This is a genomic window from Pseudoalteromonas sp. P1-9 (assembly GCF_001399975.1).
Taxonomy (GTDB): domain Bacteria; phylum Pseudomonadota; class Gammaproteobacteria; order Enterobacterales; family Alteromonadaceae; genus Pseudoalteromonas.
In genome coordinates this window covers 215,524-231,449 of the sequence record NZ_LKBD01000002.1, presented here as the reverse complement: position 1 = coordinate 231,449, position 15,926 = coordinate 215,524, and the positions used below count along the sequence as shown (strand labels likewise).

The following is a 15,926-nucleotide window of genomic DNA, read 5'->3' as shown; positions in this document are numbered from 1 at the left end:
GCCTAGCGTGGCGAAGCCGTGGCGAACACGCAACTCTTTATTGCTCGTTTTTATATCTATTTTATATTTAAATTTAACTAATGCTATGAATTTATTTGTTATTAAATTTAGAGTTGCTCGCGCGCGTACTTTAAATAACTTGTTAGACTTTGTTGCCAAAGTTGTTTTAAATACTCGTTATCAAATACTAACTTGTTATTTAGTAAGTCTCGCTCACTTTGTTTTAGCGCCAATCCGAAACGGTTAAAGCCTAGTTGCAATGCTGTACTGGCTAAGCGATGTAAGGTGCGAATTGTTTCATCCGTTTGTTTTTCAAAACCTGTTTCGCAGCGCGCTAGTTTGTCGCGCAACGACATAATAAATTCATCGTAAATGGCGTTAAACTCTTCTTGCGCAAAAGATGCACTTAGGCTTTGTGCTGCGTTTGCATCAAATAATATGTCTTCGACATTCTGGCTAGCTTGAGAAAAAGACTGCTGTTGCGAGTTAAAAATGGCTTGGCGCAGCTTTTCGAGTTTAATTGGCTTGCCGACAATATCTTTGATGCCGAGCGTTAAATACTCTTTTACCTCGTCCGGGCTTAAGCTAGCGGTAAACGCTAAAATTGGCGTGTGAGAATTGATATGGTCAATGTCGTTTAGTTTCTTTACAACTTCCTGACCTGAGAAATCAGGTAAATTCATATCAAGTAACACTAGGTCAAATGCCTGTTGTTGTAGTATTTTAATTGCTTCTTCGCCGGAACTTGCAAGTGTAACTTGGTGTTGATCCATCGCCATAAACTCAATTGCGAGCTTTTGATTTAATGGAAGATCTTCAACTAGTAATACAGATAACCCAGTAAGTGTATCGGCTTTTTCTTTGGTTTGTTCAACAAGGCTTAGCTCACCAAGGCTAAAGCGAATATCAAAACTAAAACGGCTACCTAAATCGAGTGTACTTTCAATATTGAGCTCGCTCTGCATTTTGTTAAGTAATCGCTCACTTATTGCTAATCCTAAGCCAGTTCCACCTTTGATTTTTCCAGCATCACTTTGTACATAAGGTTCTTTTAATTGTTCAATTTCTGATGCTGGAATGCCTGGGCCTGAATCTGTTACGGTAAATCTTACAATATGCTCTAGAGGTGCTTTAGAAAGAACTTCAACCGACAGTGTAACTTGGCCTGTGTCGGTAAATTTAATAGCGTTACCGAGTAAATTAATCAATACTTGGCGCACGCTTTGTTGGTCAAAGTAATAGCACGCTTTTTTCGGTAAGTTATTGTTGAGTTTGAAATCTATGCGTTTTTGTTGGGCGAGAGGGCGATATAACAAACATAAGTTTTCTAACCAAGGTGTTAGTTCTATGTCTTCCTCTGTTCCTGTTTCAGCATTTTGTTCTAAACGTGCGTAATCAAGCACTTTGCCAATTAGTAAGTTGAGTGATTCTGATGAATTGATGATTGCTTCACAATAAGGCTTCACTTTGGCGCTAGGTGATTGGTTTAAAATTAATTGAGCACTACCCATAATGCCGTTAAGTGGGGTTCTTATTTCATGACTCATGGTACTTAAGAATAAACCACGTAACTCCGCATCTTGCTGGGCTTTGTCTTTTAGGACTGAAAAGTGAAGAGCTTTTCGTTCACTGCACAAATAGGCCATACCTAGTGCGTAAAGTAATGGGCTGACAATGCCCGTAACCATAGCACCGATGGCAAACCATTCATGTTTAAATAATTCGGGTGTGCCTAGCGACATAAGATAGTAAGTACGAATTGGGTATACAGTTATGAAAATAAGCGCGTGGCATAAATAGATATGTTTAGAGAAGCGGTGATTGGACGTATCCATTGTGAACATAATCCATAGGATCATAACGCCTTCAAGAAACCGCTGAAGGTTAAATATTAGTAATCGATTGTGTGCATTTGATTCGCCATAGGTATACCAAGAAAACATGATGATGCAGCAGACAGTCACCAGGTTAAATAGCTTTATAGCGATACTGTTAATCGCAAAAAAACGCTGTAGGCAATGAATACTTAATATCGAGCAGCTAAGAATGATTAAACTTGCAATACCCGCTTTTATATCGATAACGCGATATAAATAAAGAGAGTAACTAAACAGAGCTAGTAACATTAAGCTCGGTAAAAGCAGATTGGTAAACGCCCCATCGACGCTTTTATTTTCTCGCCAAACTTGAAAACTAATAAACCACGAGAGTAATAAAACAACGCCACTAACAATGTAAAGGGTATTTAAATCAAGCATATCAAGACTTCTGTAAGCTGTATTTAGCTATGCTATCTTAACGGTGGCTAAAAAAGCAAAAGGCAAACATTAATTGCTCGCCTTTTAGTTATTGGATTGGGATGTCATATCTAAGATTAGTTATGTTGCTTTACAAAAGCAAGAAGCCTTTTAACATTTATTTTACAATGTTGTTGTTTGCAAGTTGTTCTTGGCTTGGCTCAAGTCTTAAGTGCGCAATTGCTTTGTATGAATTGTGCTTTTGTGCAAATTCAGAAAGAGAAAGGCCATTACAAAATAGCACCTCTTTAGCTTGATGTTTACGTAATCTCGCTTGCTTTAAGCGTTTTGTAATAACCACTGGTTTATCTTTGATAATTGCAGCGCAAAGGCTTGAATCTGCTGAAGAGTCTGTTGTAACTACTTGCTTGCTATGTGCTGAAGATGGTGCGCTAGTTAATGAGAGTAGTGCGATTCCTGCTGTGATTAATAGTGTTTTCATTTTCGTGTCCTTTAATGTGGCGTTGGGTAAAGTGCACTGAAAAGGTAACTTAAAATTTTCATAAGAGTGTTTGAAAACTATGATGTGCTGTAACCAAGTATGTAGGAATTTTCTGTTTGAAAAGTAATCGATTAACAAGTTGTATAGTAAAACATAGGTATTCACATCTGCATTGTTGCTTATTTTGCAATTAAATTCCGTTCGCCATTTAAATCAATCCGACTGTCTTAGGTTATTTAGTTAAAAATGTAAAAAGGAGCAAAAAAGGTTAATTTTTAGTGCTGGGTCATAACAAATAATTTGTTACACATGTATAGCGAGAACAAGCATAAAAAAGACCATTTGGGTCAATACGCGCTGTTGATTTAATAAATATATTTGTGTGATATGAGTACTATCAAGGCAAGCTTGAATTAAGTTACGACTAAGGTGAGTGATATTGCTGCCTTTAGTTGTTGCAATAAAGCCACGCATGTACAGTGCAACAAAGCTAAATTATGTTTTGTCTGTATATCGATACAAGTAAGCAGTAGATTTATAGTTTACTGTTTTTAAGATAGTTTTTTATCTTAACAGCTCCGCCCAGTGATTCTCTTATTGCAATAATTTCAGATGCTTGTAAATTAAGCATTCTGGCAACAAATAAGTTCATCATAAGGAGATAAAAGGTGACTGACCAGGTAGTTGAAACTAACGAAAAGCAAGATGCGTCGGCAAAAAATGGCGCTAAGATTAACTATGTACTTTACCTAGCGAGCATTATTTTAGGTATTACAGGTTTGATCGGCGTGATCATGGCATATGTTAATAAAAAAGATGCACCAGAATGGCTACAAACACATTATCAGTATCAAATCCGTACGTTCTGGATTGGTTTATTGTATGTTGTGATTGGAACAATTCTTTCTGTTGTTGTAATCGGTTTCGCAATCATTCTATTTTATCTTGTTTGGCTAATTGTACGTTGTGTTAAAGGGCTTAAAGCGCTGGACAAAAACGAGCCAATCGAGAATCCAACATCTTGGATGTTCTAAGCAGTTGATTTGAGATGTAGAAGGGCGCCTAACGGCGCCCTTTTTGTTTTTCTAGCGGTTTAGAAGCCTATGATAGTTATTCGCCCCTGAGCCAAAGGGAGAATTTGTATCGAGATATCAAGCCGCCTATTAGCGGGCGTCTTGTAGAGATTTTCTAATTTGGGAAAGGATTGGTCGATAAAGTTAGTATTTTTTAAGCGTAAACTTTTTCGGCTTTGGTGATCAAGAAATGCCACAGCGACCTTTTGCAGAATCTGTTGACTGGTTTCCATCACATACTTACTTGGGCGTTTGGTTTTAATAACGCGTTGAATATGTCCATTTGTTACGTTTGGGTTGCTTTTTGCCAAGGTACACGCGGCATAAATATCGAGTAAGGCCACTGAACGTACTTTTTGTGTTTCACAGTCTTCAAACACCGCCATAATGCAGGGCAGTTTAGATTCATCAAATACCTGTGCTTTGATAGTGTTTATTGTTAATTCTGAAGATGTGAGCTTTACCAAGCTTTTTTCGAGTTGATCAAGGTTAGGCAGTGCCAGTCCTTCTGAAAGTTCTTCTATCTCGTCGAGTATAATCTCGCTTTGCTCCGCGCCTTGCACTAAAGGCAGTAATTTTTCGTAAAGCTCTTGGTCATCAAATGGCTTGCTGAGTACAAAATCAGCTCCCGCTTTTTGTGCTTGTTCGAGTTGCTTTGTATCGTCGATGGTGGTGATCATACCGATTTGCGTATTTAACTGCTTCTTACGAATCGCCTTTATTAATGCGATTCCGCTGAGCTCCGGCATATTCCAATCAGTCAGTAAAATATGAGGTTGCCATTGCCCAATGATGGCAAGTGCATCAATCGGATTATTTGTTTTTTTTATTGAAAGATGACGATAACCAAAACCTTCAAGCGAGCGTCTTACAATTTCAAGGGTCGCTTTGCTATCGTCTACAACAAGTATTCTCAAAATTAACATCTGCAATTGTAGATAATTCATTCAGTATAGTCGCAAAAAATAATCAAGACTATACTTAACTTGTTGTCTTGCTGGAGAAGTTATGAATATCCCAGGTTTAACCTCATTCAAAGTTTTAGAAATACTCGCGCTGGACCTAGGCTTGCTTATTCTTTTGGGTTGGTTTGTCATTTTATGGCTGATCCTTCGAGAGTTTAGAAAATTCGCACATAAAGCGGGTGGTAATGGTTCTCATATCGACGATAAATTGATTGCAGAATATCAAGATTCAATTGAGATGGCGCTCAATTACAGCGCTGATAACCGCGATACGCTCGATGCACTAATTCGTGTACAACAAGGGCTAGAAAATCAACTTGCTAATATTAAAGCATCGACGTCAGATCACATCAGTAAAGAAGAAAAAGCATCAATGGATGATTTGAATGCGCGTTTAAAAAAAGCCCATAAATTAATTCATAAGCTGAAAGGTGATTTAGACTCCAGTGTGAAAAAGCTAAAAATTACCCGCGAAAAACTTTACTCTCAGTACGACACAGTTGAGCGTTTAACCAAAGAAAACAAAAAAATCAGCGAGCAGTTTGAACAGTTAGAACGAGAATACGTGCAATTAACATCAAACCCCTCAACAACTTCAAGTAGTGACGAAAATAACAATTTAAAAAGAGCGCTGCAGCAATACAAAAAGCAAATGACCGAACAAGATCAAGTTATTCAGCAGTTAATGGCGCAAGGTGCGGATAATACTGATGCAGGTGAAGCAAAAAAGTTACAGCAAAAATTGTTAGAAGCGGAAGAACGACTAACACATCTAGTAAAAGAAAAAGACTTTGTAGAGAAGAAATTTCTCGACTTGCTACAACAAGTCGAGAAAAAGTAACTTATATAATATTGCGCTGTTTTAGTTCAGCAATTATTTGCTTAACTGAATCAGCAACTGTATTTGCGCCTGTATCCAGTGATATCTCAGGTGACTCTGGTGCTTCATAGGTTGAATCGATACCGGTGAAGTTTTTAATCTCACCTGCACGCGCTTTTTTGTAAAGACCTTTCGGATCGCGCGTTTCACACACTGCTAACGGGGTATCTAGGAATACTTCAATAAACTCACCGTCATCTACTAGCTCGCGTACCATTTTGCGTTCAGCCTGAAATGGTGAGATAAACGCACTCAGTACTACAAGACCTGCATCGACCATTAACTTAGCAACTTCACCCACGCGGCGAATATTTTCTTGGCGATCTTCATCGCTAAATCCTAAATCACCACAAAGACCATGACGCACATTGTCGCCATCGAGCAAGTATGTGTGTACTCCCATTTCATGAAGTACCGTTTCAAGGGCATTAGCAACGGTGCTTTTCCCTGAACCTGAAAGACCTGTGAACCATAAAATGCATGGCTTATGGCCTTTTTGCGCTACGCGGTTTGATTTCTCAACATGGTAGTTGTGCCAAACGATATTTTCGTCACTCATAATGGGTTCTACAATCCGTTAATTAAAATGGAAAAACAATAGGTATAAAGATCAGTGCCGTAATGGAGTAAACCAGCGACATTGGAATGCCAACTTTAATGTAATCTTTAACTTGATAATTGCCTGCACTGTACACCATTAGATTTGTTTGATAACCAAACGGTGAAATAAAGCTAGCTGATGCGCCAAACGCTACAGCCATTATAAATGGCAGAGGGCTCACGCCAAAGCCAATTGCTAATGAGTAGGCGATAGGGAACGACAGTGCAGCTGCTGCATTATTGGTAATAAGTTCAGTACACAGTAGGGTTAGTAAGAATATAACCACAAGCGCCGTATACGGGCCAAATTGACCAACTAAACTTAATACAAACTCTGATATTTGCGTCGCCACGCCGGTATCGATCATCAATTTAGCAAGACCAATGGCACTGCCGACGATAACAACTAACTCTATTGGAAAACGACGTTTTATTTCACTGACCGAGACTACGCCCCACAACATAAAGCCTATGAGTAGTACAATGAGGCCTTTTACCAGCGGTACTATGTCGAAAATACTTAGACCAATTACCGCAATAAAACCCGCAAATACACAGTGAGACTGTTTTTCATCGAGGTGGCTTTGTAAGTCGAGTCCTGAGATATAAACGAATTCGCGTTTGAGCTTTTTGTTTGATTGGAAGTCGCTGCTTGGCGCTAAAATAAGGCTGTCGCCAGCTTGTAATTGAATATTGGCGAAGCTTCCTTCTAAGCGACTATGGCCGCGACGTATAGCCACTACTGCTGCTTTAAACTCCTTACGGAAGTTAGCATCTTTAAGAGTTTGTCCAACCAACGAACTGCTATGACTTATAACCACTTCAACAAAGTGTTCAACTGCCATTTCGTGTTTATCATGGATAACTTCTAATCCGTCAAACTGTTTTAATAACGGCACCGATTTTAAATCACCTGAAAACAGTAAAATATCACCGGCTTTAATTGCTTGCTTTGGCGTTACTGCGGCAATGCGTTTTTCACCGCGTATAATCTCGGCTAAGAAAATATCTTTTAATTCACGTAAACCGTTCTCTTCAACCGTTTTGCCAATTAATTTAGAGCTGGCCTTTACTTTACCTTCGAGGTAAAACGGTGTGACTTCATCGTCGGCTTCTTGATAATTGGGCAGAAATTTTAATAACAGTAAAATTGCAATTAAACCAGCACTTAAAACCGCCAAACCAACCAAGGTGAAGTCAAAAAAGCCGAGAGGCTCCATACCAGCTTCAACTGCAAAGCCATTGACAATAAGGTTAGTTGAAGTACCAATTAAAGTGAGTGTGCCACCTAGTATTGCCGTATACGACAAAGGCAACAATAGCTTTGACGGGGCATGGGTTTTGTTTTCTTTTACTGCCGAAATGAGGCTTGCTACCACAGCAGTATTGTTGGTAAATGACGATAAAAAGGCGGTTGATAAGCCTAACTTAGTGACTGACTTTGATAAGCTTCCTTTTGCTAAGGAAGTTGACAGTTTACGAACAAACGCGGTTTTTTCGATGCCAATACTTATTAAAATCAACAACACAAGTGTAATAAGGGATGGGTTAGTGAAGTTAATTAGCACGCCTTCTAAATTTATCAGACCTGCTAAATAACTCACACTAATTGCACCAGCAAAAACCCACGCAGGTTTTAGTCGCGTGCCAAATAGGCAGGCGACTAAAACGAACATAATAAGGCTAAGGCTGACTTGCTGATACATACTTATAGCTTTGAAATATCAATTGCTTGCCAGTGAGGGAAGTGTTTACGCACTAATGCATTAAACTCAACTTCAAAGGCACTAAAATTAGATGGTGCTTGTTGTGTATCGGCAGTGTCAAGTACTTGTTCAATCATACCTGCTGCAACGGTTAAGTTTGACAGGCGATCAATCAAGATAAATGAGCCTGTTTCACGGTTTGCTGCGTAAGCATCAGCGAGCACCTGTTCATCGACTTCAATTGTAACAATCGCGATTTCGTTCAGCTGTAAGCTGTCTGCCTGACCGTGCGCTAAGGTGTTAACGTCGATAGTGTGATCAATCGCAACCACTTTCGCAGTTGTTTTCTTAGTTGCCAACTTAACATTATATTCTTTGCCTAGCACTAACGGTGCTTCGTGCATCCATACTAGCTTAGCTTGCAAGCGGTTTGAAATTTTAGCTGCACTATTAGCTGGTACAATAACATCACCACGGCTAATATCGATTTCGTCATTAAGTGTTAATGTAACTGCTTGTCCGGCTTCTGCGCGCTCTAAATTACCATCAAAGGTTACGATTTCTTTTACCGTAGACGTTTTGCCTGAAGGCAGTGCTTTTACTGTTTCACCTACCGTTAATTCACCCGCAACTAAAGTACCTTGGAAACCACGGAAATTCAGGTTAGGGCGTGTAACTAGTTGTATTGGTAAACGTGCTTCAAACTCGGTATTAGCCGCTGCCGCAGGCGAGTTTTCAAGTAACTCAAGTAGCGGGGCTCCTGTGTAATATGGTGTTTTTTCTGAGCGTGTTACAACGTTATCGCCTTTTAAGGCAGACATTGGAATAAAACGAATGTCTTCAACATTAAGTTGCTCAGCAAAGTCTAAATAGTCTTGCTGAATTTTGTTGTAAACGGCTTCATCAAAATCCACGATATCCATTTTGTTGATCGCTACAACAAACTGTTTAATACCCAGTGAATCACAAATAAAGCTATGACGTTTGGTTTGCACTTGCACACCGTAGCGGGCGTCTACCAGAATAATTGCTAAATCAGCTGTCGATGCACCTGTTACCATGTTGCGCGTGTACTGTTCGTGCCCTGGTGTATCAGCAATAATAAACTTACGCTTATTGGTTGAGAAATAACGGTAAGCAACGTCAATTGTGATACCTTGCTCGCGCTCTGCTTGCAGGCCATCAACGAGTAGTGCTAAGTCTAGTTCTTCACCCGCATTACCTACTTTTTCGTTATCTTTATGAAGTGCCGCTAGCTGATCTTCATAAATTTGGTGGCTGTCGTGTAACAAACGACCAATCAGTGTTGATTTACCGTCATCTACGCTACCACAGGTTAATAAACGCAATAAGCTTTTGTCTTGTTGACGCGACAGGTATTGCTCGATACCTAATTCTCTTACTTCATTTGCTGTCGACATTAGAAATAGCCCTCACGTTTTTTCTTTTCCATAGAACCCGACGAATCGTGGTCAATTGCACGGCCTTCGCGCTCAGATGATGTTGATAACAACATTTCTTCAATGATGCCGGTTAAGGTATTTGCTTCAGACTCAACTGCGCCTGTTAGTGGGTAACAGCCTAAGGTACGGAAACGTACAGAGCGTAGCTCTGGCTCTTCGCCTTCACGTAGTGGCATACGTTCGTCATCAACCATGATAAGTAAACCATCGCGCTCAACAACAGGGCGTTTGTCTGATAAGTAAAGCGGCACAATTTCGATGTTTTCTTGGTAGATATATTGCCAAATATCAAGCTCAGTCCAGTTTGATAGTGGGAATACACGAATGCTTTCACCAGGGTTTACTTGACCGTTATAGTTGCTCCACAGCTCTGGGCGTTGGTTTTTAGGATCCCAGCGGTGATTTTTATCACGGAACGAATATACACGCTCTTTTGCCCGTGATTTTTCTTCATCACGACGCGCACCACCAAATGCCGCATCAAAGCCATACTTATCAAGCGCTTGTTTTAAGCCTTGAGTCTTCATAATGTCAGTATGCTTAGACGAACCATGGGTAAATGGACCAACACCCATAGCAATCCCTTCTGGGTTTTTATGCACAATTAGTTCAAAATCGTATTCTTTTGCTAAGCGGTCACGAAACTCGATCATTTCGCGAAATTTCCAATCGGTATCTACATGTAGCAGTGGAAAAGGAATTTTGCCTGGGTAAAAAGCCTTGCGCGCTAAGTGCAATAACACCGATGAGTCTTTACCAATTGAGTAAAGCATCACAGGGTTTTCAAACTCAGCCGCAACCTCGCGGATAATTTGAATACTTTCAGCTTCGAGTTGCTGAAGATGGGTTAATGCCATGATTTTGTCCTAAAACGTAAAGTTAATTCTAAATTCTTTATGCCGCATTGGTGAGCAGCTGGCTGCTCGACAAATGTGGCTGTTGTGAATTACCAAACCAAGCAAGCTCTTTGCTAAGGTTAGCTACTTCACCAATAATGAGTAATGCTGGCGATTTAATTTGCTCGCGTTCAATTAAACTTGCCAAGTCATTGAGTTCACCTGTTATCACACGCTGTTCTTTACGTGTGCCATTCTCAATAATCGCTACAGGTGTCTCAGGTGCGCGCCCATATTCAATCAGTTTTGCTTGAATATGCGGCGATTTTATCACACCCATATAAACAGCGAGAGTTTGATTTGCTTTAGCCAGAGATTGCCAATCAAGTTCTTGACCCTCTTTTTTACAATGGCCTGTGACAAATTGAATTGCCTGCGCATAATCTCTGTGTGTTAACGGAATACCCGCATAAGCAGAACAACCTGCTGCAGCTGTAATGCCTGGTACAATTTGAAACGCTATATTATGCTTAGCAAGTTCTTGTATTTCTTCACCGCCGCGACCATAGATAAACGGGTCACCGCCTTTTAAACGGCATACTGTATTACCTTGCTTTGCAAGCTCAACCAAGATTTGGTTGATTTCATCTTGCGGCACACTATGATTGCCTGCGCGTTTGCCAACACATATGAGCTCTGCATCTTTTCGCACCAAAGTCATGATTTCCTCAGATACCAGGTAATCATACACGATAACATCTGCGGTTTGCATTACTTGCAGAGCTTTAATTGTTAAAAGCTCTGGATCACCAGGACCTGCACCTACCACATATACTCCACCATTCAACTGGTTGTCACCAGCTAAGATGTTTTCAAAGGTTTGTTCTGCAGCAGCAATATCTCCTTTTGCTACTTGCGCTACTGCATCTGACGTAAATGCTTTTTCCCAAAACATGCGGCGTTTGCTAAAGCTATCTAACTGGCTTTTTACTTTATCGCGGAAGTTACCCGCAAGCTGTGCTAATGGGCCAATATGTTGTGGAATTATGGTTTCAAGCTTTTCACGTAAGCGACGCGCAAGCACCGGCGCTTTGCCTGCGCTCGAAATTGCGATGGTGATTGGGCTGCGATCCACAATTGATGGAAAAATAAAGCTGCATTTAGGTTGGTCATCAACCACATTTACAAAAATATTCTTTGCTTCTGCGGCATCAAAAACGGCTTTGTTAACAGCTTCAAGGTCGGTCGCCGCAATCACTAAGCTTTGATTTGTAATATGTTGCTCAGTAAAGTAATCGTGGATAAGAGTTACTTTTTTATCGTTACTAAGCGCTATTAACTCCGCACAAAACTCAGGCGCAACAAGGGTAATGCTGGCGTTAGCCTGCAGCATAGCTTGGCATTTGCGATGTGCTACATCACCACCACCAACAATTAATACAGGCTTATTTTCAAGCTTGGTAAAAATTGGAAAATAGTCCACGTGTTGTCCCCTAAGAAAGCGATAATTTTGCGCTGTGTTATCAGGCTGATTGCGTTACAGGCAAAGATTTAGCATGGAGCATAGAGAAGAGCTTAGAAAGAAAAAAATAATTTTAAATCTAGCTATATTCTTTTTAGTTATATATCGACTTTAATTTTGGTTTAAGTAAGTAAAAACAAGGGGGTTAATTAAAAACGTTGTGTTTAGTAGCGATTAGCCATTATAGTTATTAGATATAAATTTTTATTTTGAGCTGAGACAGCGATGTTGCAAGTGATTTATTTATGCCTATTTGCCTGTTTTGGCGCAACGGCAACCTGTTTTTTGCAGTTTATGTATTTCTATTGGATTAAGCGAGAAATGAAGTTGGTTTATTTGCAGCGCGCAGGCGGAGGCCTTGTGCTTGCTATACTCTGCTATGGTTTTATTATGGTGCTGCATTAGGGGTTATTAAATTGTGCTGCGCGGCGATAACTTTGCTGGGAAAAATAAAAAAGGGCGTTAAGCGCCCTTTTCTGTTTGTTTAATCTAATCTTTTTCGTTTAACCAAATTGCAGCTTTCTTAGCGAAGTAGGTTAAAATGCCATCGGCACCAGCGCGTTTAAAAGCAAGTAATGACTCCATAACGATTGGTTTTTCAGCTAACCAACCATTTTCGATTGCCGCCATGTGCATCGCGTATTCACCGCTTACTTGGTATGCAAAGGTTGGTACGCCAAATTCATCTTTTACGCGGCGTACCACGTCAAGGTAAGGCATGCCAGGTTTTACCATCACCATGTCTGCACCTTCTTGCAGATCTAATGCGACTTCACGTAGTGCCTCGTCTGAATTAGCAGGATCCATTTGGTAGGTCTTTTTATCAGCACCTTTTAAATTACCAGCAGAACCGACCGCATCTCTAAATGGACCATAGTAGCTCGAAGCATATTTCGCCGAATAAGACATAATGCGTGTGTTGATAAAACCGGCATCTTCCAATGCTTCACGAATCGCACCAATGCGGCCGTCCATCATATCTGATGGCGCCACAACATCTGCTCCTGCCTCAGCATGAGACAGTGCTTGCTTAACTAGAATGTCTGTTGTGATGTCGTTTAGTACGTAACCGTCTTCATCAATAATGCCGTCTTGGCCGTGAACCGTAAATGGGTCGAGTGCAACATCAGTAATGACGCCCATCTCTGGCACTGCTTGCTTGAGTGCTTTAACGGTACGCTGAGCTAGTCCTTCAGGGTTGTACGCTTCTTCTGCTTCAAGTGATTTTTTATCTGCTGGCGTCACTGGAAAAATTGCGATTGCAGGTACACCAAGTGCAGCAAGTTCTTTTGCCTCTTCAATAAGTAAATCTATTGAAAGACGTTCAATTCCTGGCATAGAATCAATTTTTTCACGACGATTTTTACCCTCTAATACAAATACTGGATAAATTAAATCGGCCGTTGTAAGTACGCTTTCTTGCATTAATTTGCGTGAGAAAGGGTCTTTACGCATACGACGCATGCGTGAATAGGGGAATAAATCTAAACCTGATTGGGCCATTATAACTCCTCGGGGTCTTTGGGTGACTGGGTTGAATCGGCAATAAGAACACGATTTCGACCTTGCTGCTTGGCGCTATAGAGTGCCTTATCTGCCCAGTCGGTATATTGATTTGGATCTAAGCTTGCATCGGCAACCTTGCTAAATATGCCGGCGCTAATCGTCAGTTTTACATCACCAGAGCTGGTTTTTATCGCATGTTTTGCAATATTTTGACGAATGGTTTCAGATACTAACTTAGCACCTTGGCTATCGGTATTTGGTAAAATCAGGGCAAATTCTTCACCGCCATAGCGACATGCGATATCAGATGGACGACGCAATGCCCCTTTGATACTCGCTGCAACATACTTAATCGCTTCATCACCCGCTAAATGACCATACTCGTCGTTGATCGGTTTGAAATGGTCGATATCCAACATTACTACAGCCAAAGGTGTTTGTTCACGGCGAGAGCGACGAAACTCCATGGTGATTTTCTTATCAAAATGACGGCGATTACGCAGCCCAGTTAATGCATCAAGTGTATTTAGTTCTTCGAGCTCAAGGTTCTTTTCTTGTAGTTCTCTAAGGGTCACTTCTAGCTCAAAAGTACGCTGCTGTATTTTACTTTCTAATTCTTCTTGGTGTAACTCTTGTAAGCGGATCGTTTCACTCTGAATGGCTTCGTTAGCTTCTGCTTCTGCAAGGCGTTTTTGTTGCTGACTTACCTTAATATCACGCTGTTGAATATATTGGCTAATTGCAATTAATGTAAGAGCAATACAGCTAATTAGGTAGCTTACACCAAACACCACCATAAGCTGGCTAAAGTAGATACTGTAAGAAAAGAGCAATGCACCTTTATACAAAAGGGTGATTAGCAGCGGTAAAATGCACACTACAAGTAATTGTGCCTTGGTGTCTTTTTTCTGCGCGCGAATGCCAGTTACTAGTAACAAAATAAGCACATGAATAAGCGCAAAAATAACCGCCACAGTAAGGGCTATGGTGTAGCTTAAAAAAGGTGCTATAACTACTAAAGCTAAGCTGATACCAAGCGTAATGCGCAAACAGGCAACGTGTGGCTTTGCAAGGCTATGTAGCCCTAATATTCGTTCGGTAAGAATGTTTAGTGGGACGAGCACAAAGATGGTTAACGCCGGAATAATGGTATGAATTAACCAAAAGCTTTGGTCAGAAATATAGCGATAAACGTAGCCGAGTAGCCACGCAAATAAAAACCAAACGCAAATATTAAACACTGCTGCAAGGGCAAAGCTTTGCTTTTTAGTAATTAAAAACAGCACAGATAAAATCAGAGATGATGCAAACATCACTCCTAATATCAGCCCCATAATGAGGTTGAACTTGGCTTTTTTCTCAATGTACTTATCGTGCTGCCAAAGCGATAAGTTAAGCTTCATTACGCCTGCTGTTTCAGCTTTTATATAGTATTCATAATGTGTATTTGGTGACAGACTGAGTTTAAATATCTGATCAGCATCTTTTAAATAGCGCGTTTTAATCGGCATGCTATCACCAAGTGTAAGCTGGGTTTGCGTTAAGTTATTGCCTTTTTGATATAACGTGAGCTTATCGATATGAACAAATGCGTTAAACAAAAAGAGCTCTTGCTGCATCTGTGTATTATTATTTATCTTAAATTTCAGCCAAACAGGCGAATTACCCAGTCCAAGGTTGACTTGTCCTGATTCAACACGTTGCCAGGTATTTACTGGGATTTTCTCAGGAGAGTCACTTGGTACTAGGCTGTAGTCAAATACTAACTGCGTATATCTGTTTAATTTAGTATTTAAGGTATTTGCTTGCAGTGCACATGAGAATAACAGGCAGATAAACAAGATCAGTCGCATGCACTCACTTCCAAAGCAAAGAGCTTATGCGCATTATTAAATGCTGCATCAGCGACTTCTTCTACAGGTAACCCATACAACTCAGCAGCTTGCGCAACAACATGTGTAATATGCATTGGTTCACAGCGGCGAGATTTTGGTTTTGGTTTAATATTGCGTGGCAGCAAATACGGTGCATCGGTTTCAAACAACAGCTTGTCGAGCGGAATTCGTGGCAATAATTGACGCAACGTATCTCCACGGCGTTCATCGCACAGCCAACCCGTAATGCCAATATAAAAACCAAGTTCTAAGTAGGCCTCTAACGCTTGCTCACTGTCAGTAAAACAATGCACAACGCCTGGTACTTCAGCTTCTTTTACTATTGCTAAAAAGTCTTGGTGCGCATCACGCTGATGCATATAAAGCGGTTTATTAAGTTTATTTGCCAGTGCCACTTGCGCGGCAAATACTTCGCGCTGTTTGTCGCGTGGTGAAAAGTCCCGATTATAATCGAGGCCACATTCACCAATTGCAACCACGGCGCTATCACTTGCCAGTGACGCGATGGTTTCGCAATAATTGCCTTGTGCTGTTTTCGCATCATGCGGGTGAATCCCCGCACTTGCTGTTAGATTAAAGGTGTGGGCGAGCGCAATAGCTTGGCGGCTATCATCAATGTTTGATCCAATTAGCAGTATATTTTCAACGCCTGCAGATTGTGCACGGCAAACTACATCTGCTCTGTCTTTGGCAAATTGCTCGCTGCTAAGGTTTACACCGATATCAAAGTAACGCATACGA

At 40.6% G+C, this 15,926-nt stretch carries 13 protein-coding genes; 2 read left to right on the top strand and 11 right to left on the bottom strand.

Annotated features, from left to right (window positions below):
- Nucleotides 1–107: 107 nt before the first annotated feature.
- The gene (locus tag AN214_RS02375) at nt 108–2,258 is read right to left on the bottom strand and encodes a response regulator (protein ID WP_054978255.1); all 2,151 of its coding nucleotides are present in this window, start codon (nt 2,256–2,258) and stop codon (nt 108–110) included.
- 157 nt (nt 2,259–2,415) lie between these two features.
- Nucleotides 2,416–2,739, bottom strand: a complete 324-nt coding sequence (locus AN214_RS02370) for a DUF3718 domain-containing protein (RefSeq protein ID WP_054978254.1) — start codon at nt 2,737–2,739, stop codon at nt 2,416–2,418.
- A gap of 668 nt (nt 2,740–3,407) precedes the next feature.
- Here AN214_RS02370 and AN214_RS02365 point away from each other — a divergent pair.
- Nucleotides 3,408–3,773 carry a DUF4870 domain-containing protein gene (locus tag AN214_RS02365; RefSeq protein ID WP_010561467.1) on the top strand — a complete coding sequence of 122 codons (366 nt, stop codon included), beginning with the start codon at nt 3,408–3,410 and terminating at the stop codon, nt 3,771–3,773.
- A gap of 59 nt (nt 3,774–3,832) precedes the next feature.
- Here the strand turns inward: AN214_RS02365 and AN214_RS02360 are convergent, their stop codons facing one another.
- The gene (locus AN214_RS02360; protein WP_200911108.1) at nt 3,833–4,738 is read right to left on the bottom strand and encodes a response regulator; all 906 of its coding nucleotides are present in this window, start codon (nt 4,736–4,738) and stop codon (nt 3,833–3,835) included.
- 82 nt (nt 4,739–4,820) lie between these two features.
- Here AN214_RS02360 and AN214_RS02355 point away from each other — a divergent pair, with 82 nt between their 5' ends.
- Nucleotides 4,821–5,618 carry a hypothetical protein gene (locus AN214_RS02355; RefSeq protein ID WP_054978253.1) on the top strand — a complete coding sequence of 266 codons (798 nt, stop codon included), beginning with the start codon at nt 4,821–4,823 and terminating at the stop codon, nt 5,616–5,618.
- Nucleotide 5,619: 1 nt separating this feature from the next.
- Here AN214_RS02355 and cysC read toward each other — a convergent pair whose 3' ends face one another.
- The 8 genes from cysC to AN214_RS02310 all read right to left on the bottom strand — a co-directional run bounded on the left by cysC (nt 5,620) and on the right by AN214_RS02310 (nt 15,922).
- Entirely contained in the window at nt 5,620–6,216 is a 597-nt protein-coding gene (gene cysC, locus AN214_RS02350; RefSeq protein ID WP_054978252.1) for an adenylyl-sulfate kinase, read from the bottom strand.
- 22 nt (nt 6,217–6,238) lie between these two features.
- Nucleotides 6,239–7,963, bottom strand: coding sequence for an SLC13 family permease (locus tag AN214_RS02345; protein ID WP_054978251.1), 1,725 nt, complete (start codon nt 7,961–7,963; stop codon nt 6,239–6,241).
- 2 nt (nt 7,964–7,965) lie between these two features.
- The gene (cysN, locus tag AN214_RS02340) at nt 7,966–9,384 is read right to left on the bottom strand and encodes a sulfate adenylyltransferase subunit CysN (protein ID WP_054978250.1); all 1,419 of its coding nucleotides are present in this window, start codon (nt 9,382–9,384) and stop codon (nt 7,966–7,968) included.
- Nucleotides 9,384–10,283 (bottom strand): sulfate adenylyltransferase subunit CysD, encoded by a 900-nt coding sequence (cysD, locus tag AN214_RS02335; RefSeq protein ID WP_010561473.1) that lies wholly within the window; start codon nt 10,281–10,283, stop codon nt 9,384–9,386. The genes cysN and cysD overlap by 1 nt, the downstream gene beginning before the upstream one ends.
- Before the next feature lie 37 nt (nt 10,284–10,320).
- Complete coding sequence (gene cysG / locus AN214_RS02330; protein ID WP_054978249.1) at nt 10,321–11,745, bottom strand: siroheme synthase CysG; 1,425 nt, start codon at nt 11,743–11,745, stop codon at nt 10,321–10,323.
- 528 nt (nt 11,746–12,273) lie between these two features.
- Nucleotides 12,274–13,287, bottom strand: a complete 1,014-nt coding sequence (gene hemB / locus AN214_RS02320; RefSeq protein WP_054978247.1) for a porphobilinogen synthase — start codon at nt 13,285–13,287, stop codon at nt 12,274–12,276.
- Complete coding sequence (locus AN214_RS02315) at nt 13,287–15,143, bottom strand: diguanylate cyclase (protein WP_054978246.1); 1,857 nt, start codon at nt 15,141–15,143, stop codon at nt 13,287–13,289. The genes hemB and AN214_RS02315 overlap by 1 nt, the downstream gene beginning before the upstream one ends.
- On the bottom strand, nt 15,134–15,922 hold the full coding sequence (locus tag AN214_RS02310; protein ID WP_054978245.1) for a TatD family hydrolase: 789 nt from the start codon (nt 15,920–15,922) through the stop codon (nt 15,134–15,136). The genes AN214_RS02315 and AN214_RS02310 overlap by 10 nt, the downstream gene beginning before the upstream one ends.
- Nucleotides 15,923–15,926 lie beyond the last annotated feature (4 nt).

What these genes read in the sequence shown, in the direction of transcription:
- AN214_RS02375 (WP_054978255.1), bottom strand. Translation starts at nt 2,258, where the DNA reads ATGCTTGATTTAAATACCCTTTACATTGTTAGTGGCGTTGTTTTATTA.
- AN214_RS02370 (WP_054978254.1), bottom strand. Translation starts at nt 2,739, where the DNA reads ATGAAAACACTATTAATCACAGCAGGAATCGCACTACTCTCATTAACT.
- AN214_RS02360 (WP_200911108.1), bottom strand. Translation starts at nt 4,738, where the DNA reads ATGTTAATTTTGAGAATACTTGTTGTAGACGATAGCAAAGCGACCCTT.
- AN214_RS02355 (WP_054978253.1), top strand. Translation starts at nt 4,821, where the DNA reads ATGAATATCCCAGGTTTAACCTCATTCAAAGTTTTAGAAATACTCGCG.
- cysC (WP_054978252.1), bottom strand. Translation starts at nt 6,216, where the DNA reads ATGAGTGACGAAAATATCGTTTGGCACAACTACCATGTTGAGAAATCA.
- AN214_RS02345 (WP_054978251.1), bottom strand. Translation starts at nt 7,963, where the DNA reads ATGTATCAGCAAGTCAGCCTTAGCCTTATTATGTTCGTTTTAGTCGCC.
- cysN (WP_054978250.1), bottom strand. Translation starts at nt 9,384, where the DNA reads ATGTCGACAGCAAATGAAGTAAGAGAATTAGGTATCGAGCAATACCTG.
- cysD (WP_010561473.1), bottom strand. Translation starts at nt 10,283, where the DNA reads ATGGCATTAACCCATCTTCAGCAACTCGAAGCTGAAAGTATTCAAATT.
- hemB (WP_054978247.1), bottom strand. Translation starts at nt 13,287, where the DNA reads ATGGCCCAATCAGGTTTAGATTTATTCCCCTATTCACGCATGCGTCGT.
- AN214_RS02315 (WP_054978246.1), bottom strand. Translation starts at nt 15,143, where the DNA reads ATGCGACTGATCTTGTTTATCTGCCTGTTATTCTCATGTGCACTGCAA.
- AN214_RS02310 (WP_054978245.1), bottom strand. Translation starts at nt 15,922, where the DNA reads ATGCGTTACTTTGATATCGGTGTAAACCTTAGCAGCGAGCAATTTGCC.